Source organism: Candidatus Margulisiibacteriota bacterium, from assembly GCA_041658645.1.
GTDB lineage: Bacteria > Margulisbacteria > WOR-1 > O2-12-FULL-45-9 > XYB2-FULL-48-7 > JBAZZV01.
In genome coordinates, this window is record JBAZZV010000002.1 from 23,307 (window position 1) to 44,472 (window position 21,166).

Below are 21,166 nucleotides of genomic sequence, written 5' to 3' on the forward strand. Positions count from 1 at the left end.
AGCAATGATTACAGGAATTCCACTGCTTATGGACCCGATCGTCCGATCGTCGCCTGTGCCGAAGGATTTTTGCAATCCGAACACAGACTGCGATCCGGCCGAGGTCGTCGCCAACATATTAAATAAATACCACCCCCGCCTCATCGCCTTCGGCGAGATCCACATGCCCTGCGGCAGCAACAAGCTGCCGGGCGCCAGATCAACAATGGAGATATTTGCCGAATCCATCATGCCCGAGCTGGCAAAACACCACATCAATGACCTAGTCATCGAATTTATCGTCAGCGATCAATTCATTGAAACGGAACTCAATTACTTTTACTCGCCAAATGGCTCCCTTGACGAGCAAAATACACCCTATCTTTTCGCCCTGTCAAACATCTGCATCTTCCAGGGAATAAGAGAACTCCTGACAAAAAGCAAAGCGCTGGGTATCCGTGTCCACGGCGGCGGGCCGACCTATGCTGAAATAAATAATCCGGAAATTCAGCATGAGGTGATGAGGTATGAACTGGGGCTCAGCAGCTTAACCCCAAAACTCGACAGACTGATAACAAAAAAACTTGAAGAAAAGATCAGGCAGGTAATGGCCCTTCCAGGAAAAAACGTGGCCAGCTATGGCGGGGCGCTCCACAATGATATTGACCCCGGACAAAATCCTCAAGTCACTTTTGGCTGGAAATTCCAACGAAACCTCGGCAGCCGCTATGTGGAGGTCGATCTGGCTTTAAGGAACAACTTGACCAGCGCTCTCAAAGATTCTTCCCATCCTGACCTCCAGCTCTTTAAACGGCACTCTGAACCCTTCAGAAATACCTGCTGGCAGCGCGCTTCTTTCCTGGCCCATTTCGTGATCTCTCTAAAAGACGTGATCGATCCGGCTCAACTCTTAGCAGAAGTCCCTAAAACAATATTCATCACACCAGGCCCGGTGAGAACCACCTTGATCAGAAACAGACCCGACCAGTGGCCGCAATAACTATTTAATAACTACCCTGTCCACTCCGTCGATCTCCATGACCTCCACCCGGACATTCTCTTTCTTAGCCGTTGGGATGACCTTCCCCGTAAAATCGGGATGGATGGGGAGTTCGCGGTGGCCGCGGTCGATCAAAGCGGCCAGCTGGACCTTGGCGGCCCGGCCGTAATCCTTGAGCCCGTCGAGCGCCGCCCGGATGGTGCGTCCGGCAAAGATAACGTCGTCAACCAGGACCACGACCTTCTCATCGACCGAGAACGGGATGTCGGATTTCCTGACCTCGATGTATTTCCCTTTTTTAGCCAGGTCATCGCGGTAGAGAGAGACGTCGAGCGATCCGACCTGGACCTTATTCCCTTCCTGGGCTTCGATGATCTGGGCGATCCGTTTGGCCAGGGGGACACCGCGCTGCATGATCCCGACCAGGATCACATCATCGATCCCTTTGTTCGCTTCTATGATCTGGTGGGCGATCCGGCGCAAGACCCGGTTCATCTCCACCTCATCCATCATTATTTTTAGGGAACTGTCTTTTTTCAGTTTTTTAGCCATGATGATCATCTCCTTATAGGAATTATAGCACAACTTTGGCCGCGGCCATCTCCACCAGCAACGCCCCTGCCAGCAAAGCATTCCCGTTGAGGTCGGACGGGGACAACCCTTTTTCCTTGGACGCATAGGCTATGATCTTAGGCAGGATCTCTCCTTCGGCGTGAAAAACGCCCTGTTTATCGACCAGCCCTATCCGCTCGCCGCTCGGACAGAGCGCCAAACCTAACGTCGCGCCAATTTCTTGGACCTTGGCCTGCAATTCCGCCAGGTTTGCCCCGACCGGGACCGGGTCACGGCCGCCAAAAAGGACATCCCGGCGGTCGTGGATCGCCTCAACCTGACAACCAAGTTCTTGGAGAAACCGGTCAAAATAACCGCGGGCCGACCCAAACATCGGATCAACGACGACTTTCAAGCCAGCTCGCCTGATCAATTCTCCGTCAACTTGGGAGTGAAGATATTTTAAATAGCGCTCCCGCGGCTCGAACCTCGATTCCGACCCCTGGGGGACGCCACGCGGGTGACTAACATTTTCCTGGGAGAGAGACCTGTCTATCTCCTTGGCCTCTTCCGGAGTCAGTGGCCGGCCGCCCGCCGCGATCAAGCGGAGGCCGTTCTGCTCGATCGGCAAACAGGAGCCGGTAATGACCAGCCCGCCGGCCGCCTTGCGGTCCAGGACCTCCCAGGCGATGACCGGGACCGGCGTCTCACGCTCAACCAACAAGCAATTGATCCCGCCGCCGGTCAGCACTTTGACCGCCGCTTCAGCGAATTTGTCCGAAAGGAACCGGGTGTCATAGCCAACGACCAAGGGTTGGGTTTGGAGGCGGCGGCGGACCAGGAAGCTGGCTGCCGCCCGGGCGGCTTTGGCGACGTTATCCAGGGTGAAATCGCCGGAAATGACCGCGTACCACCCGTCAGTTCCATATTTTAACATGAGAGAATTATAACATAAGATACGGAGAGGGGAGGATTCGAACCCCCGTTACCATTTCTGGTAAAATCGCTTTCGAGGCGATCGCCTTCAGCCACTCGGCCACCTCTCCACGGAACGGAAGGGGTGGGATTCGAACCCACGGTACCTTGCGGTACACACGCTTTCCAAGCGAGCTCCTTAAACCACTCGGACACCCTTCCATGAAAAAATGCGCCTAAGGCGATTCGAACGCCTGACCCCTTCCTTCGCAGGGAAGTACTCTATCCAGCTGAGCTATAGGCGCAAATATCAAACTACGCTATTTCATAATATCACATCACGTATAAATATGGTATACTGACTTGCATCATGATCATCGGCATTGACCTCGGCGGGACCAAGATCGCCGCCGCTCTGGCAAACGACCGGGGCAAGATCAAAACCGACGTCAACATCCCGACCGAAGCCGGCAAAGGGCAACGGGCGGTCATCGACAATGTCATCAAAGCGGTCGCCGCCCTGATGAGCAGCTCCAAGAAAAAGGTCCACTGCCTCGGCATCGGCGTCCCCGGCCCGATCCTCTACGAAACGGGGATCGTCATCGAGCCGCCCAACCTCCCCGGCTGGAAAAAGGTCAACCTCAAGAAGATCCTGGAAAAAAGGTTCCGGCTCCCCGTCCAGCTGGACAACGACGCCAATTGCGCCGCTCTGGCCGAGGCAAAGTTCGGGGCCGGGCGCGACGCCAAGGATTTTATCTATGTGACCGTTTCGACCGGCATCGGCGGCGGGATCATCATCGACCGCAAACTCTATCGCGGAGCGATCGGCGCGGCCGGTGAGTTCGGCCACATGATCATCGACCCCCACGGCCCTATCTGCGGCTGTGGTAATTACGGCTGTTTCGAGGCCCTCGCTTCCGGCACGGCGATTAAGAAACGGGCCGGCCTGGACGCGATCTCGGTCGAATTGGCCGCCCGCCAGGGAGACGAAAAAGCGCTGCGGGTCATCAGGGAGACCGCCCATTACCTGGCGATCGGTTTTGCCAACCTGGTCAATGTCTTCAACCCGGAGCTGATCGTCGTCGGCGGCGGGGTTTCCAAGATGCGCGAGCTCCTCTTCACCCCGATCCGTGAGGAGTTCAAAAAATACGCCCTCACCCTCCCGGCCAAGAACGTCAAGATCGTCCGGGCCAAGCTCGGCGATGAAGTTGGCGTCCTGGGGGCGATCGCCCTATGCCTGTAGCGATCATCGATTACGGCGCGGGGAACCTGCGCAGCGTCCAGAAAGCCTTCCAGGCGGCCGGCGTCCCGGCCGAGATCACCAGGGACAAAACCACGATTAGAACCGCCAGCGGCGTCGTCCTCCCCGGGGTGGGTTCCTTTGATTCCGCGATCTCAGAACTCCGGACCCTTTCGCTCGAAACTGTCATCGAAGAAGCGGTCGCCCTCGGCAAGCCGTTCCTCGGCATCTGCCTCGGTATGCAACACCTCTTCGACTCTTCGGAAGAAGGGCAAAAGTCCGGTCTCGGCATTTTTTCGGGGACGGTCCAGCGGTTCGCTTTCGCCGGCACCCCCTGGAGCGGGCAAAGCATCCCGCATATGGGCTGGAACCGACTGTTGATCAAGCGTCCCGCCCCGCTCTTTGCCGGGCTCGAGAGCGGGAGCATGATGTACTTCGCCCACTCCTATCACGCCGTCCCGGCGGATGAGGGGATAGTTGCCAGCCGGACCGATTATGGGGTAGAATTTGTCTCGGCGGTCTGGAAGGACAATATTTTCGGCCTCCAGTTCCATCCGGAAAAAAGCGGCGAAAAAGGCTTGAGGATATTGCAGAACTTCGGCAAGTTATGTAAATAAACTCACCCCCCCCTTCCCCCCTCTCTTAATAAGAGAGGGGGGAGCGAAGATTTGTCGCAGCTAGGGGGGTGAGTTAGAGTGGAGGAAAAAGTGGCTTTCGAAATAATACCGGCGATCGACATACTCGGCGGAAAATGCGTCCGGCTCAAGCAGGGCCGCTACGACGCCGTGACTATTTATAATAACGACCCGGTCGCGGTAGCCATTGAGTTCGCGGCCGCCGGCGCCAAACGGCTGCACGTGGTCGACCTCGATGGTGCCCGGACCGGCACGCCGGAGAACATCGAAACTATCAAAGATTTGATCAAGGCAGTCGATATCCCGGTCCAGATCGGCGGCGGCATGCGCAACTTCATAGTCATCTCCGACCTGGTCAAGTTCGGCGCCGACCGGCTGATCCTCGGCACCACCGCCATCAAGAACCCAAATTTACTATCGAGCGCCTGCGAGAAGTTCGGCGCCAAGATCGCCGTAGCTATTGACGCCAAAGGTGAAGTCGCCGCCGGCGAAGGTTGGATGTACGTCACCAAGAAGAACATCTTCACCTTTGCCAAGGAAGCGGTCTCGCTCGGGGTCGGCCGCTTTGTCTATACCGATATCTCCCGCGACGGGATGCTGGAAGGGCCGAATGTCGATGGGATCAAGAAATTCGTCGCCGAGATCCGGGTCCCCGTTATTGCCTCGGGCGGCGTCACCACCAAGGAAGATATTGAGCGGCTGAAAGAGACCGGGGCCGAGGGTTGTATCGTTGGCAAAGCGCTCTATGACGGCAAGATAAAACTCGCAGAAGTCATTTAACCCGCCCCCTTATCCCCTTATTCAAAATCGTTATAAAGTGAAATTCTTGGCGTAATTTGACGATAAATATCCGGAAGAAATATGCCAAACCAACTGAAAAGAATTGAAGTGACGCATCTGTCCGCGGCCATCGCCGCCCGGCTGAAAATTTCGCTCCACTCTTCTTTGTCAACCTTGCGCCGGAACCTGGAAACCCTGGGCCGACAGCAGCACCTCTCATTGAGAGAACAGCATCTGTTATCGAGGATAATCCGCCTCGAAATCTTATTGAGAGAAGCCGGGGTCGAGGGCCTGACCCGCCTGCCCAAAACGCAGATCTTACAGCAAATTCATGAGTTTAGAGAGATCCTGAAAGCCGCCCGTAAGAACGCCGCTCCGGAAATGGCGAGATTGATCGCACAGGTAGAAAAAGCCGCCGATCAATTCGAAGCCATAACCAAGGCCTCTCCAAAAGTCGATGGCGCTGAAATAAAAAGCATTACTTTTGACCGCGATCTAATTCGACTGCAAATTGAAATGAATCCTGTCCATGAAGGATCGGCTTCCGAATCTTTCCGCGTAGAGATCGCTGTGCCAAGGGAAGTTATCGAACAGGAAGTTGTCCGCGACAAGACCCTTCCGGGGCTCCCTCGGGAATTAATGCGGATCGAAGGAAATTCCGAACTGGCGGAAATAATGGGGCGGATCGCGGCCTCCGAGCTGGGCGAAAAGATCGTCAGAGAGATCGTTCGCGAAGCTAAGGGAACAGGACAGTTAAGCCGGGAGACCATTGAACGGGCCGTCGCCAGGGGTGCAGAAGAAACTTCGGCGTCCGTCCGGGTTATCGTCAATGAACGACCGACCGAAAAAGGGCCCCGTGTCGAAAGCTTGAGGATCGAGATAAAAGATCGGGCCGATAAGACCAGAATTATTGAAGAGATTCGCAGCAAACCCGCCGAAAAAATTAATGAGATCATCGAAGCCGCTATTAAGATCGCGGCCAGAGAACCCGAAAGAACCCCGGCGTTAGCCGGTGCCGTGGCCGCGGTTTTAAGAGAAGCCCTGGGAGAAGCTCCCAAACCAATAGCTTCGGCCATAGCCGCCAAACCTGCCAATGACAGCCCAAAGGCAGTGACGCAAAATATTGTCGCCGAAGCCAAAAAGCCGGCGATCCGACCGGCCGCCGAGGCGATCAAGGTCTTAACTGCCGCCTACTTGACTGCGGTTAAAGCGGGGAACGCTCCGGCCAGAGCTTTTCTGGAGACCGTAATTCTCAATTTCGTGGCCACCCCGGCCGGCCAACAGCTGGCCATTAAATCGGTTATCGACCCAAAGACCGCCAAAGAGCTGTCGCTGGCTATCCCGGAGATTAACGACAAAGTTATTGTTGAGGTTGCCAAATCCCTGCTTAGTCAAAAGAGTTCTGAAGTGATAGACGGCAAAGTTATCAAGCAGGCGCTGACCGGCGCCGACAAAGCTGCCCGTCTGCAGGTCATCAGCCGGCTGATCGCCGCGGAAAACAATGTTAAGGTTGCCGCTGCCTTACCGGTCGCGACAGCCAAAAAGCTCGTTGAGCTGACGGCCAGGGTCCAGCAAATATTCGAACTCGTTCGTGAGGCCCGAAGATCGTCAAAACTGTCCCGCCGGAATAACTTGGGGACCTCGGCTGTTGCCCCTGCCGCCAGCCGGTTTGCCAGCCATGCGTCTTCCAAACCTTCAATTCAAGGGAATATTCGATCGGTCAAGCAGATAACCGAGATCGCTAAATCGATCAAGGCGCTGTCAACATTTACTAAAGAAGCCGAATACATCCTGCCGAAAAGCTTGATGGCCGAGATCCAGGCGGCTTTATCCGTCAATAACCTGATCCCGGCTCAGCCCGTCACCCCCGGAACCTTTACGCCGGCCTATAAGCCGGTTTCCAACCGCCTGAATTATTACGTCCAGGCACTGGAAAGCCAGCTGGCTAATGTCCAGGCGGTTTCCAGGGCCGCGGCCAGGTCGGACGAGAAACTGGCCGCCCTTTCGACCCAGGTCTTGCTTTACGGCACCCTGATGCGGCTGGTCAGCGGCGAAGTCGGCACTATCGACGCCCTGATCAAGGAATTAAAGAAAATGGCAGGTTTTGACGAAATAATCGAAGAGCTGGAAAAAGATCCGGATATCGTCGAAGCCCTCAATAAACCGGTTCTTGTCCACCGCCTCAAAAAGTTTCAAACAGCGGCGTAATTTCATCTTTTTGGCAACTCCTTGTCCGGATGCAAGTTTTTACCTTTCCATCCCGATAATTATAACGAAGGCTCGAATTTTCGGATATTAGAGTATTCGTGCTAGATTCGTAAATTCGGGTTGTACGATGCAAGTTATTCGCCAGTTGGTCCGATAATATAAGTGAAGAGGATGAAACCTTCGGTTGCCTGTACCGGTGGTTTCGACGAGAAAAGAGTTTTTGAGCTCGCTTTTAACACAGGCGGGCTTTAGTTTTATAAGGGGGAAAAATGACGGACGGAATCTGCAAGGTAACATACACAAATGGAACAAGTAAAAATGTTCCTGTAAAAGATCAAGAAGCGTGCAATAACATTTACACGAAGTCTGGTGTGTCCACGACAGATTTTTATGAGACTTCTGCCCCCGCTTCCCCAAAAGCTACTAATGGTGGTACAGCTACTCCAGCCACCGCCTCCCCCCAGGCCACCCGCCCCACCGCTTATCAATTCGATCCTGCGGTTCGCAGCGGCCCCTACTCCGGTTCGATAGGAAAATGGCTGACTGCTTTTTCAATTTCGCCCAAGGCTATATTCATTATTAAAGTAGGTAATGACATATACGCGATCAGGATAGAAGGCGGGAAAGCGGTACTTTATAAAAAGAACGCTCAAGGTCAATTCGAAGTGTCTAATGAAAAAATCCAGGATGTGCTGGAAAAAGCCATCGGTAAAGATAATCCTCCTAATGTTTTAAGCGCTATTATGGTCCAGCTTATGGAATTGGCCAAAAATGGCGGCCTGAACGAAAAATCGATTGATCTTACCGCCTTGGTCAACAGAGTCAAAGCCGGCGCCGGTGATAAGCCGAACCAGGCAACAATTGATAAAAAAGCAAAAGAAATTGTTGCCGTGAATAGCCTTAACCCCGACTTGGCGAGTCTAAGTGCCGATCTTGATAAACTATCCGCTGATGCCGGGAAAGCTAATACACCCTTTGATGTCAAAGCACCCCTTGAACAGCGTAAAGCCGCGCTTGATGACAGGAAAAAGATCGTTAACGGCCGGCCAGCGGATAAGGCCGAGTCGGTGGCGACCGCCGGCGATTCCCAGGGTCTAAACGTTCGATTGAGCTCGTTGGAAGCGAGATATAGAGATGCTTATGGCGGCAAGGAACTGCCCAAAGAAATCCAGGATAAGATCAATGGCGTTCGCATTAATATTGATGAAACACAGAAAAAAGTTGATGCAGAAGACAAATTTCTATCAGCTAGTGTTCGAAAACAAACTGCCAAAACAGCCGCCGAAGATAATCTTAGAGCGTTAATTGACCGGCTTGAAGGCAAAGGGGTTTTCAATACCGATGATCAAGCTATTCTTGATGGTTTGCGTAATAAAAACAATCCCAATCTGGAGATTTTGAAAGCGTCGCTTCACCCGAATGAAAGAATTATTTCTTTCTCCCAGAATGGCAGGGCAAATTATCTTGTTGTTGAAAAAGGGAAAGACGATCAATGGCACATTCTCACTCCTGGATATAACGCTTGTTATATTGAGCAGCGAGATGACGGGGAACCGTTGAACATTAAAGAAACACGCCGCCTCTCCACGCCGCTTGGCTCGGTTGATTGGCTGGTTAAAGACTCAATACGCACGGCTGTTATTGTTGTTGAGCCGAGCCAGGCCGAGCGGAAGCCGAGAGAGTTCAAGAATGATAGTGAACGCCAGGCCTGGAAGATACTGTCAAACCTTGGCGTTACCAATTATGAAGCTTTTCATGCCGTCTGGAAAGACGAGAAAATCGATCGCGAGGAAGCGGCCCGGCTCGGCATCGGTGCCACCTATCATAGTTTCATCGACCGCAATTCCGATCCCAATCGCGTCAGTGAAGGGGATGGATATGTTGACCTGGCCGAATTAAATATGGCCTTAGATGTTGTCAAAACTTATGCCGCCTGGGGTAAAGCCGAAGGTCAGACGCCAACCGATGAAGATATTAAAAAGGCCGCGGAATCTTTTAAAACTGCCCGGGGTTATCAGGTTATTGCCAAAGATACTCTCGAAGAGATTGAAAATAAAGGCGTCCGCAAAAATGTTGCCGGGATTAAAGGATTAGATCTCAAGGATGCCAGAAAAAAACTCGAGGAAAAATATAAGGAAAATCCGGCGCTGATCGAGCATCTGCTTGAGAATTGGGAGAAATTAAAAAACAATGAGAACGTTGAAGCGGAAATTGCCCACCGGGCTATCCAGTTCCTCCTCGCTTCCTACACCGGTGATACACAACAAATTTTCGGCGTTGATCCAAAGGTGCTTGCCCGGGTTGACCGCTTCAATCCGCGAACTTTCAACGCGGAAAATGCCAATGAGTGGCTCGAGACCGGCAAATTGGAAGATGGCGGGGTCGGTGGTGGCGGGACAGACGACGCGGAGGGCGTCAGGAAAGCTTTCAGCGACAATCTTAGCAAAAACCGTTTAACCCAAGCTACAAACGCCGCCAACAAGATGCCTAAGGCCAGGGGATTAACGGTTGACGATAAAGATCGCGCCCTTGGGGAGATCGTTGGTAAATATCTTGAACAGAAAAATCCGGACGCAGCTTTCAAGGTTGCCGAGGGCATTACCAATACCCAGGGTAAAACTGAAATGTTCAAGAAAATCTTCGAACATAATAAGAATAATAATTCAGATTATAAAAGGGCGCTGGATGCCGCCAAACAAATAGCGGACCCGGAAGAAAAGAAAAAGGCCCTGGCCCAGCTTGCCCACCATATTTACACCAATAGAGAAAAAGAAGGTGACAATGGCTTAATCATGGATGCTTTAGCCGCTATCAGGGCAACCAATCCGGAAACTTCCGATGCTCAAATATTCTTCCCGTGGGGAAATGAGGGGACCCCCTCGCTTAGAAAAGTCAGAGAAATGATCGAACCGCGCGTTTGGGTCAGGGAAGAGATTGCTGCAATAGAATCAAAACTTTTAAAACCTATCAATGATGAAGAACTTAAGCGCGCCAGCCCCAGCGAACTAATTGTCATGGTCCAGAACTATGATCATCCCGACGCGCAGACCAAGTTGGACAAGTTGAACGAATTAACAAGAAACGAGCAATTGCCGCCACAGCAGAAAGCCTATGCCTACCTTGTGCGCGGCCGGCTCCTTTATGCTTTAGCAAAAAGCAATGCCACTCTCCCCGGTGGATTTACTAAGCAGCAGCTTTATCGGGAAGCGGCCTGGCACTTCCGACAGGCCTTTGAACTGGCAAAATCAGCTCCACCAGACGGAATGTTCACAGCCCAGCGCCAGACGGAACTTAAGCAGGATGCGGTCAATGCACTATCGTATGCGCTTGCCGATATAAAACATGGCGGCAAGGGGCGGGGTTTTGACTCGGATAATTTCGCTAAAGAAATTGCGGATTATCTCCCGACCGTCAAGGAAACTGACCCTGACAACTTCCAGATAACATACTTCAGCGGGAGCAGTAAATCATGGGCATCATACACTATTTATCAGGCGCGCCACAGCAACCCCGGTTATGACGCCACCGCCGGCTCCTACACCACATATAATGATGCCAGCAAGCCGACTGGCAAGGATCATCTTAAACTGGCCCAACAAAGCTTTAAATCTAGCGGCGCCGTTGCCGGTTCACCGCCAGCAACACCCCAAGCCCCGGTAGCCAGCGCAAACAAGAATAATACGCCTCCTGTTACTCCATCAAAAAAGGACCCAGTTGCTGATAACGATGCCTTTTAAACAAAACAATATTTGTTGATATTATTACAAATATCAATGCAAGTTTTACCCCCTTTATTTCGATATATATATATAGAAGCACAACGTGATGATTGGCCAATAGATTGCCTGTTTCTAAGAGCTGATCTGGGACGTTCATTTTTGCAATGTCTCATTAACAGGCTGTTCCGCCGAAAGGCAGACGGCCTTTTTTATTAAGGGGAATTATGAGCAACAGCTGTGTAATAAATAATCAATCGTTTTCTTATGACCCGGCTAAGTGCCGCGAACTGGGCGGAGTTTCATTTAATGGAGATGCCGGCATTAACGGAGATACCGGCACGTATTTGCCCTCAGCCAATCCGGCCAATATTCCGGTCCCCCCGCCTCTCTCAATCAGCCAATCGTCCGATGTCCTGACTTTTTCGCTGACCTATGATGAATTTAGCCAATTGGATAAACGAAAGATTGCCTTCACGCCGATCTCCGCAAGATATTTCGAAGACCCGGCCAATAAAATTACTGCCGATTCGGTCGGTAAAAAGTTTAATCTTTCTCCCGAAAAAATCGAAAAAGTCGACAGCTTGAATAAACGGTCTATAACCGTCACTATTTCCCAAGACACACTGGCTCAACTAACTTTCGCCGGTTTTAAACTAGCGCCCTTAGAAGAGCCAAAAGTTCCCAGCGAACGCCGCGCCGCTCTTAATGCCGCCGGCATCACCGACCCGGACAACCTCCCCGGCACGATCTACCTGCGCTTCTCTTATGAAGAAAACAGCAACCGGGTCAAGGATTATTTTATCTACTGGCTCTCACGGAACAGTGACGGCACCACCTCGACCGCCCTGTTAGCCAAACGCGTCAAAGGCGAAGAAACGCTCACTCGCCTCGATCAATTGCCCGAAGGGGCTAAAGCTTACGTCCGGTCACTGCAAAGATTGCTCCAGTTAAAAGGTATCCTGCCGGAGAAAAAAAATCTTGATCTGTTTGACCTGCAAAGCCTGCAGTTGACCTATTCCTATCTGGCCAATAATCGGGAACTGCTGCGCCCCTCACTGCCGGAGCAAAAAGATATTTTGAAGTCCTTGCAAAATAGTTACCTTAAAAAACATCAGACCTATCGGGCGATCCTGGCCGATAAAAAACTTGATAAAGAAGTCAAAACCCGACTGCTGCGCGAACTGGCAATGGAATTGCTGGAGGTCAGCAACCAGATCTATCAGCAAGCCAAACAAATGAACGAACTATTCCCTAACGGAACCATTACCAATCTTCGCACCAACCAGGAACAGCCAATCAATGAGTTTCTTACCCGTATTCTAAACTATATCCCTTTCATGCTAGATAGCGTCCTCGGAAAATCGGGTGACAAAGAAAAATCGTTCTTTGAGTCGACTTATATCGTTCCCGCCGAAAGAAAACTGGAAAATTACCTTAAAGGCAAAAAGGCCAACAACAAAGAGAAAGAAGAAGAACTGCGCGGCGATCTCCAGGAGCTCCGCCAGGATTATATCAGGCTGTATACCCAGCTGTACGAATATGAATCGGCGCGGATGTTTGCCACCGTCCCGGGAGTGGCGTCAAGAAGCCGTGAGATCAGAGCCGATATCATCAAGCGGCTTGACCGTCTGGTCGCCGCCTACCCGGCGCAGAGCTCCGACGTTCAAGACCTCAAAACCGAATTGACCAAGATCGATCAGCGGGAAACCGCCCGGCTTCCCCACGAAACCGAACGACTGAATATCCTGTATGAATCGGCTCATCGTTTCGGCTCGGACAAGGATAAAAACCTCCAGTTGCCGGACACCGCTCTCCTGGTACGCTATCACTACGAAAAAGCCAACCATCTTTTAACCAGAGTATTAGAAGATAGTCCCCTCCGTCCGCTGATGATCGCACTCGTCAACGATATAACCACCCGTACTGATACGCCGCTCGGCCAGATTCTGGAGCAATTCGGCCGGCTCGTCCATGACCTGAAAGAAAATGACCTCAACGCTCTCGGCGAATATTTCTTTATGAGGAACCACTACTCTTCGCTGGGTTACGCCGAGACCGAGATCGAGTCGAAGACTGCGGCGCTCAAAGGCCGGGCCCAGGTCGCGATCAAAAAGATCGAAGATATCTGCAAACGACCGAAAGACCGGTCATTGCAAAACAAACTGACGAATTCGCTCCAGAATTTTGTCAGCCATTTCTATAATCTTCAAAGATCGTATAACATCTATGCCGCCAACAACAACAAATCAACCATCAACTTTACCGCGGCGAATGACCTTATGCAGAAGATCAATCAAGCTCTGCCGCCTACCAACAAAGACAGCAAAGAGGTTTTCAGTATTCTGGCCGAATTGCCAGAAGATTATGAGCTTGCCAAGGTTGAACTAAGCAAAAAAGCGGCGAAAGAAAACACCAAAGCGATCGAAGCCGACCCAAGTAATCTTTCCGGCGTCAATGCCAGTCAGTTTGATCGGCGCGCCCAGGAAGTGATGTTAACTCCCAGAATGCTCGGTTTTCTCGCCGACCAGGTTGGGAGCAGCATCGGCCAAAAGTTTACCGCGGCCGACCTGAAAATTAAATACCCCGAACAAGACAAAAAGACCCCGTTTGAGGCGAGCGGGGTTTATCTGGTCAGCCATGACCCGGCGACCAACGACCCAATCTTTACCAGAGTCAACGTTGAGCCACCTGCCCTTGAAGAGCGGAATTTTTCGGGCACCGCGATCAGGCGCGACCTGCCCGACCTGGTTGACCATGACGGCGCCGCGCTTTTCAATATCGCGACCGCCGGCCGTTCGCATGCCGCTGGTACATTATCGCTGACCAGTTCGCAAGATCGCTGCGCGGTGGACGGCGTAACCGATGAAACGATCACCGGTTTGCTTGATTTTGCCAGCCAGGGAGATGCCTATGAGCTCCAGGGCGGGCTCGAATTTACCAGTTATGAACAGCCCGTTCTAACCAGCGTCGCTAAATATCAGGGAGATAACGGCCTGACCGCGCCGGAACAAGCGCTCCTGATCCGGTTGACAGAACCCGAAGCGCGTTTCAAGCCCGAGGAAGCGGCCAGACTTCGTCAATTAGCGGCCAGAATAACTTCTATTGCTCCCACTAACCTGACCGTGCCGGAAGACAAGGCGGCCTTTGCCAGCCTGGCGGGAACAATTCAGAGGCGGGTAACCAATTATCTGGAACGCAAACCCGGCCTGACCGGACCGGAACAGGCAACCCTGACGCAAATGCGGGAATATATCAAACAGCATAAGTTCGTCATTCAGGGCCGGACATTTGAACACGGGCCGACCGACGAAATACTGGCCCTGATACCGGCAGGCGAACGGGCCGACTTTACCGCCTGCTGGCAAAAAACCATGACCATCTTCAAGCGCCTGATGTTCCAACTGCAAAAGATGTCGGTCCAGTCGATGCCGGAGAACGACGTCCCGGATGTCGATTCCGCCTGGTACGCGTATCTCTGGCAGTTGGGCAAATCGTTCGGTTACGGCACGGCCGACGGTTTCCATGAACTGACCTCGCCGCAAAAGATCCAGAATATGCAGCAAACCGGTTTGCCGCCGGCCATGACCATGGGCGTTAAGATGCAAATGTATCAGGATCGCTATAGCCGGTGGACCGCTAACGCCGCTTTTTACAGCCGGTTGGAAATATTAAGCGATCCCAACGTCAAAGAAACACCCGCCTTTACCTCGCCAGAAATGGATCAGCTGCGGGCCTATTTCAAGGTGACCGATGATCAGCAACTGACCAGCGTCTTTGCCGAAATAAAAGCGACCGCAAAAATCGCCAATGATTTCGCCGCTTCTCTGGCCAACCTGCAGGAGCAGAAAAACCGGCTTACCGCGCTGCTTGAAGGCCGGCCAATCAACCGCCAGGATTTGGACGCGATCAAGCCGGGACTGTTCGACACCTTAAAAGCCGCCGGCTATCTCAACGCCGACGGCAAAGTCCAGTCAAAGTTTGTTGACTCGATCAATGTCAATCTGGCGCTGACCGACACCGAGAAAAAACAAACGGTCTCTCTCTTGACCCAATACCAGGGGTTAGAAACCCGCTTGCATAATATTCAGGCAAGACTGAAAGATCTTAAGCCAGCGGACGATGCCTCCGATGATAATCTCGCCGCGCTGAAGGGAGTTGGTGATGCCGGGGAAAAAGATTACAAAGAAGTCGCTCGAAAATTAACAGCTCTCACGCAGATCAGAGATAAAATCAGCGAGCTGGTCCGGCTCTCTGAAAGCTATGCCAAAGATCCGATACAGGTTGTCGCCAGGGTCGACCGGATCAAACAGCAGATCGCCGACCTGGCCGGCAGTGATAACCTGCGCAAACTCAACGCCAATAACACCTTTGAAAACGACCTGCTAAGCGGCTTAAGGACCGGCTTAAGCGTCGCGGAAACCCAGGCCGAAAAGCTAACCGGGGCCAGGACCAAATACATGTTCTATCTTGAGTTAAAACAAAAAACGCAAATCAGCGTCTCGACCGAAGGAACTTTTTTCTCCGGCGACCGTTTTGACATCAATGATTATGAAGCTCTGCAGGGCAGCGGGTTCAGCCGCCTGCTCGACGATCGTAGTTTTATCGGCGAGATCACCGCCAGTCTGTTCTCACAGCAGGATTCAAAAATCTTCGGCTACCACGGCCGCGACACTTTTAAAACGCCGCGCCAGCTTTTGAACGCTTTCTTTTTCGGCACGGTTGACCGAACCATGGTCAGCCCCGCCGGCTGGAACGCGTTAGTCAAATTAGGGCTCATCGATGAACAGGGAATTCTTGTTTCCCGCTTTAACGTCGAGCGGCAATATTTTACTCTAAATGAAGTGTCAGAAGCGGACGCCGGCCAAGCCTACTCGGCAATGGCCGCCGCCTCCCATCAGGGCCAGGAGGGATTCCGGTTAGCCACGACTAACACCGAATTCGGAGAAACAAACGAGAGAACCTTGGCCAAACTGGCGATCACCAAAGTTTTTGAAAGGATCCCCCAGCCCGGCCAGGCCAATTTCCTGATGCCGTTACTGCTCTATTCGTTCGGCAAACATCATAATTTACACGGGGTCGCGAGCTTGCCCCGTGAATTAACGACCGCTTTGGGCGGCGTTACCGGGCTGGGTGATCATGCCTATGGACCGGAAACAACTGCCGAACAGATTGAGCTATTAAATAGCACTGCCGGCCAGGTCTATTATAATTTTGTTTCTTCACTGGCCATGGAATCAAGCCAGATGTCGCCCTACGCTCACCTGGCCGACCAGTTACATTTTTACATGATCTATAACAGTCCGAACAGCAGTAATTATCTGCGCAGCCTGGTCCAGCCCGGCGGCGATATTAGAACACAGCTCCGCCTGATCAACCGGAGCCAGGTTGCTGACTTCGGTCAGGAAGTCCAAACGATGATCGATACCATCAGGCGCAATCCCTTATTACTTAAGGATTTAAACTTGTTAATGGGCGGCCAATCGGGCCAGATCAAAAGCGCCTTGATGCGCCGGGTCATTAAAGACGCCAATCTCGATCATGCTTTAATGGGCACAGTGGATCCCGCCGGCGTCACTGCCATTTTCGACAACGATAACAGCTGGAAACATTTCTTTGAAAATCCCGATAGCCCCAACCACGGCCGGATCAAATTCAAACTCGATTTCCTCCAGCTGATCCAAATCGCCCAGCTTGATGAAACCAAGAGAGCACAACTTAGAACACTGTTCGGTAAGTCGTTTGTTTTGCCCCCGCGTGATTATAAAGAACAAATCGACCGTTTGTGGCCCGCTGGCCGGACGGAACCATTTAGTAATTTCACCGATCCGACCAACGCGCCGGCGGAGCTCGTTGCCCTGTCCCAGGTATTTGAAGACTTGACCAAGCTTTCTCCCACGGTCAATCGCTCCCGGAACACCGATGACCCGAAACGCCGGGCGCTCTCTTCTCTTAGCCTTTCAGAACGTTTGATCGAATGGGGCGCGCTGAAGGAAACCGGCGGTAAAACCCCAAAAAATATGTGTGTGCTGGAAAATGTGGAATATAACCCGAATGGCGGCACGATCAACCGGCCGACTGTCAACTTCGCTTCACGCTACTATCGGGACACCAAGACTTGGCTCGGCGAAACCTACGGACCGCAATTTGTCCAGGACGTCTATCAAACCTTTACCGACAAAGAAGCGGCTATCAGGGTCCTGACCCAGTTCCGCAACCATCTGCTGACGCAAGCCGTTAATTATGGTTGGAAAATGCCGCGCAGTATTGCCACCGGATTAAGCGCTATTATTGGCGGTTTGATTGAGGCGTATAAAACCGACAGCCCGACCGAGAGGGCCCAAATCCTGGCCAAAGTTTTCGAGCAAGCCGGTTCCACCGGCGCTTCATTTTCCGGCTACGAAGTTTTCAGCGAAATCTTCTGGGGCAGTTTAAAGGACCACGCGGAACAGGGCAATATCGGGGCGCTGGCCGCGGAAGCGATCTTGATCCCCGTTATGTTCAGCGCTACCGGATTTACCTCAAAAACCATTTTAGCCTGGGGCAAGAACCAAAAGGTCCGGCTCTGGGATAGAGCGATCAAAAATCGAATGACCCCGCTGGAAAGGGGCTACGCGATGAGGAATTTGTCGCATATCCTTGAAGGGACCGGCGTAAAAATCCTGACCGCGCTGCCCAGATATGGCCTCGTTGAACCTGTTCGCCGCGGTATCAGAGCAGCTAAAGCAGGTGGTACCGGTCCCATCGACCCCCGCCGTCCTCTCCAAATCGAGATCGGCCGGTCAATTGAGATCGGTGTCGGTAATGATTCCGGCGCCCACGTTACTTCGACCGCCTGGAACCGGGCTAATTATTATGGACGAGGTGTCTGGTGGGGCAATGACGCTGTTACCGGCGGGATCAGCCACGGTTATCACGCTGCCGGCGACCTGGTTACCTCACTGCCGGGATTTCTCGGTCGATCGGCCCTCACCGCTGTCACAAAACTGGACGATAAAGCGAAGGTGAAAGATCTATCCGCCGCTGGTGAAATGATCGACCGGCTGCGGAACATCCGCTCCAATCCTGACGGCTTCACACCGATCAACATCACCAGAGAACGGCCGGAATTCGCTAAAGAAAGAAGCCTGCTGGAACAGAAAATTAAAGCGGGCCAGCCTTTGACCGGCCAGGAACAAGCCCGTCTTCAGCAACTCACCAGCGCGGTGAAAAAAGGGAAAGTCTACGTGAAGAACTCCGACCTGTGGCGCTGGATCGAAAACAGCAAGGTTGACGGACTGGCCAACCTGCGCGGTAAATTCCCGGCTGGCAGCCGCCAGGAATGGAACACCGAAATAGGGCAAATGCGCAAATTCGTTGAACAAAACCGCGCGGCAATCGACGTTCCGGTCGACAACGGGAACGTGACCAACGGGGTTAAACTGCTGACCGATCTGGCGCAAAATCCTGACGCTTTAACCCGCGAATATTCCTTCCCGGTCGAAGAGGCCGAAGGCAAAATAGTTATCAGAAAATTAAGAGGCGATCAGGTGGCCAGACTGGTGGCAACCGCCGGACAGAACAAGCCAACCCCTTTTGTCGAAGAATTCGGCCTGACCGAGCCGGCGGCCGCCCAGATCGTCGGGCAAATCCAAGGTGAATTTCAAGCGGTTGGCCAACCGGCAAGAATGGTCAAACTGGCCGAATCAGCCAACCGGATGACTTTTCAAAATCCGATCGAAGCGGAATTCCGAAAGATGGGTCTCAGCCACGCCAAGATCAATGATGGGGCCTTCTTAGATGTCGCGCCCGAAGATATTGAAGCGTTCAAAGAAGCGGCTAGAAAAGCTAAAGACAACGGCCTGACCAGCATCGAGATCGAAAGCGGAGTCAGGTTCGGCGGAGAAGGCAGGCCTGCTCTTCTCGAGCTCATTAAAACACTTAATAACAACCCGCTCAAAAAGATCAATGTTGCCCAGAAACGCAATGGCTACTTTCTTAATGAAACAACTCCTCTCTCACAACCCAGCGTTGTCGACGCTGCGGAAATCGCTGACCAAGTCAAAGCCGCGCGCCGCGACCTGGAATTGGCCAGGGATAAAGCTTTAGCCAGAATTGATGCCCAGAATATCACGGCTGACCGCAAAGCGCAGATGAAAACCGAAGCCCTGCACACCTGGGAACGGGAAATGTTCGGTCTGGAAAAGGCGATAGTTGAAAAACGGGCGCTTGAAGCGGAAATTAAAACAGAGCAAGCCGCCGCCCGCCAGCTTTATGGTGAGATCACAACTTTACGAAAACAATTAAAAACTGTTGATAAAAATCCCGCCGAAACCGCCCGTCTCAAGTCGCTGATCGGAGCTAAGACTGCCCAGCTCGAAGGGATCAGACAGCCGCTGGGCATTAAGGTCCGCGCTTTCACGCGTGCTCACGGCCCCATGATCGCCCTGATCCTCGGCCTTGACATCGCCATGAACTGGCATGAGATTAAAACCGGCGGGGCCGGCCAGGCAGCCGCCACCGGCGCCGCCGCGCTCGGCGGTTATCTTGCTTTCGCGGCCGGTGAAGAAGCTTTTGTTAATCTCTTTAAGGTCGGCAAAGGAGCGGCCGGACCGTTGACCGGCGCCGCACTCGGGGTGACCGTTGCCACCCTGCGGCACAAAGAAACTTTGATGGGTGGTGATCGGTCCGCTAAAGCGGCCGCGCTGGCCGACATCGTTAAAGAAGGAGTCGCCGGTTATCTGGCGGTCAAAGCTGGCGCATTGGCCGCCGCTCCGCTGGCCGAAAACCCGCTTTTAGCCGGAGCCGTGGGACTTGGGGTTGGCGCCCTGGTTTACGGCGGTATCGAATGGGGTGGCGAAGCGCTCGGCTATAAGCAATGGATCGACAGGACGGTCACCAAAGGCCATCTGGTCGATTCGTTCAAAGAAAAAGACAAATTCGGCATCTCTCTCAAAGTCAATAATAATAGCGCCAATCTCCCCTATTTCAACGAACAGAACGAAACCGTGACAGTTGATGGGCAAGCCGTTAAGATCTCGAAAGCCCAGCAATTCCTGGGGGTCATACAGGCGGCGGTTAATTTCAATAAAATGCGCCCGGCCGAGCGCGCAGAATTCATCAGGCAAAACGGCGAATTCGGCCGCCTGCTGGGCCGTTACATGAGGACGATCAACCAGATCAACCAGCTTGAAGTCAACGGGTACGCCGACCTGACCGACGAAACGCTCGACCGGGCCAACTCGGCCATTGAACAATATCGCGAGGAACACGGCCTGCGGGATTCTGACGACGGCAATATCAAACACCGTTTTGATATTAAAGTTAACCGGCGTTTCACGCCGGTCAACGACCCGATCACCGGCCAAACGGTTGGACAGCAAGTGCTCTATGACATTGAAGTTACCGGCGCCAGGGTCAGCCGCGGTTTTGGCCAGGCCGGGATCGATCAACTTTATGAAACAAAAACTTATTCCGGCAACGGGGTTGAAGGAAATCTTGACCGGCTTCTGCAGTCCTCTATCATCCTGCAAACAGCCGATCCCGAAGCTCCTAATCAATACAATATCGGTCTGAATGAGTTAGCCGCGCATAATATTGCCCTGCCCTTAACCCAGCTCGATCGCTTCCCGGTCGCCCGGCAGGAATTGGCTTCCCGCCTTAGCCACCTCGGTTATCGAGTAACTGACGACCAGGATCAAATGACGGCCGGCAGTTTAATGGCGGCCTATCTTGAATTTACAAATGATCAGGGCAATCCGACAACTCCAACAACTATCGCGCTCCCCGGCGGCGCCCAGCCGGTTGGTCCGGAGCCGGTTTTCATTAACCTTTCCGGCTACCAGCTTGACCCGGCTCTGATCAATGCCGCCCGAAGCCAAGTGAAGCCGCAGGCGCTGTCGCTTAAAACCAATCCGTTTGTGACTGCCGATAGACGGTCGGTCGCCAGTCCCAAACTTGAGCCAACCGTTTTGCGTAATTTGTTGGGTGAAGATCTCCCGATAACTGCGGATTTGAACGTAGCTGGATGATAAGGGGATATTAATGGGCGGGTACAGCGGAAAACAGGCCCGTTGTGGCCCGCCCTTTAATGATCGCCTTCGCTTTATTCTCTTCTATTTGACTCGATAGGCCCTCATACCTCGCCAGCCCTTTTTAAAAG

At 52.7% G+C, this 21,166-nt stretch carries 9 protein-coding genes and 3 tRNA genes; 7 read left to right on the forward strand and 5 right to left on the reverse strand.

The annotated features are described in order from the left end of the window. Positions 1-28 precede the first annotated feature (28 nt). Positions 29-979: a hypothetical protein gene (locus WC903_01755; GenBank protein MFA5892683.1), complete on the forward strand. Its 951-nt coding sequence runs from the start codon at positions 29-31 to the stop codon at positions 977-979. Here the strand turns inward: WC903_01755 and pyrR are convergent, their stop codons facing one another. From pyrR to WC903_01780, 5 genes are all read right to left on the reverse strand, one after another. Further along, on the reverse strand, positions 980-1,531 hold the full coding sequence (pyrR, locus tag WC903_01760) for a bifunctional pyr operon transcriptional regulator/uracil phosphoribosyltransferase PyrR (GenBank protein ID MFA5892684.1): 552 nt from the start codon (positions 1,529-1,531) through the stop codon (positions 980-982). 22 nt (positions 1,532-1,553) lie between these two features. Beyond that, on the reverse strand, positions 1,554-2,468 hold the full coding sequence (locus tag WC903_01765; GenBank protein MFA5892685.1) for a hypothetical protein: 915 nt from the start codon (positions 2,466-2,468) through the stop codon (positions 1,554-1,556). A gap of 22 nt (positions 2,469-2,490) precedes the next feature. Continuing rightward, positions 2,491-2,577: transfer RNA gene (locus WC903_01770), tRNA-Ser, on the reverse strand. A 6-nt stretch (positions 2,578-2,583) separates the two neighbouring features. After that, positions 2,584-2,668, reverse strand: a tRNA-Ser gene (locus tag WC903_01775). A gap of 9 nt (positions 2,669-2,677) precedes the next feature. Beyond that, positions 2,678-2,751, reverse strand: a tRNA-Arg gene (locus WC903_01780). Between the two features lie 65 nt (positions 2,752-2,816). On the opposite strand from WC903_01780, the gene WC903_01785 reads away from it, so the two are divergent. The 6 genes from WC903_01785 (at position 2,817) to WC903_01810 (ending at position 21,035) form a co-directional block, all read left to right on the forward strand. After that, positions 2,817-3,689 (forward strand): ROK family protein, encoded by an 873-nt coding sequence (locus WC903_01785; protein MFA5892686.1) that lies wholly within the window; start codon positions 2,817-2,819, stop codon positions 3,687-3,689. Next, positions 3,680-4,303, forward strand: a complete 624-nt coding sequence (gene hisH / locus WC903_01790; protein ID MFA5892687.1) for an imidazole glycerol phosphate synthase subunit HisH — start codon at positions 3,680-3,682, stop codon at positions 4,301-4,303. The genes WC903_01785 and hisH overlap by 10 nt, the downstream gene beginning before the upstream one ends. 90 nt (positions 4,304-4,393) lie before the next feature. Further along, positions 4,394-5,101: a 1-(5-phosphoribosyl)-5-[(5-phosphoribosylamino)methylideneamino]imidazole-4-carboxamide isomerase gene (hisA, locus tag WC903_01795; GenBank protein ID MFA5892688.1), complete on the forward strand. Its 708-nt coding sequence runs from the start codon at positions 4,394-4,396 to the stop codon at positions 5,099-5,101. Positions 5,102-5,182: 81 nt separating this feature from the next. Next, a complete protein-coding gene (locus WC903_01800; GenBank protein MFA5892689.1) occupies positions 5,183-7,309 on the forward strand; it encodes a hypothetical protein in 2,127 nt (708 codons plus the stop codon). Positions 7,310-7,578: 269 nt separating this feature from the next. Beyond that, positions 7,579-11,046: a hypothetical protein gene (locus WC903_01805; GenBank protein MFA5892690.1), complete on the forward strand. Its 3,468-nt coding sequence runs from the start codon at positions 7,579-7,581 to the stop codon at positions 11,044-11,046. 206 nt (positions 11,047-11,252) lie between these two features. Beyond that, a complete protein-coding gene (locus tag WC903_01810; protein MFA5892691.1) occupies positions 11,253-21,035 on the forward strand; it encodes a hypothetical protein in 9,783 nt (3,260 codons plus the stop codon). Positions 21,036-21,166: the final 131 nt, after the last annotated feature.

Coding starts and splice junctions, on each gene's coding strand:
- WC903_01785 (MFA5892686.1), top strand. CDS start 2,817: ATGATCATCGGCATTGACCTCGGCGGGACCAAGATCGCCGCCGCTCTG.
- WC903_01805 (MFA5892690.1), top strand. CDS start 7,579: ATGACGGACGGAATCTGCAAGGTAACATACACAAATGGAACAAGTAAA.
- WC903_01765 (MFA5892685.1), bottom strand. CDS start 2,468: ATGTTAAAATATGGAACTGACGGGTGGTACGCGGTCATTTCCGGCGAT.
- WC903_01800 (MFA5892689.1), top strand. CDS start 5,183: ATGCCAAACCAACTGAAAAGAATTGAAGTGACGCATCTGTCCGCGGCC.
- pyrR (MFA5892684.1), bottom strand. CDS start 1,531: ATGGCTAAAAAACTGAAAAAAGACAGTTCCCTAAAAATAATGATGGAT.
- WC903_01755 (MFA5892683.1), top strand. CDS start 29: ATGGACCCGATCGTCCGATCGTCGCCTGTGCCGAAGGATTTTTGCAAT.
- hisH (MFA5892687.1), top strand. CDS start 3,680: ATGCCTGTAGCGATCATCGATTACGGCGCGGGGAACCTGCGCAGCGTC.
- WC903_01810 (MFA5892691.1), top strand. CDS start 11,253: ATGAGCAACAGCTGTGTAATAAATAATCAATCGTTTTCTTATGACCCG.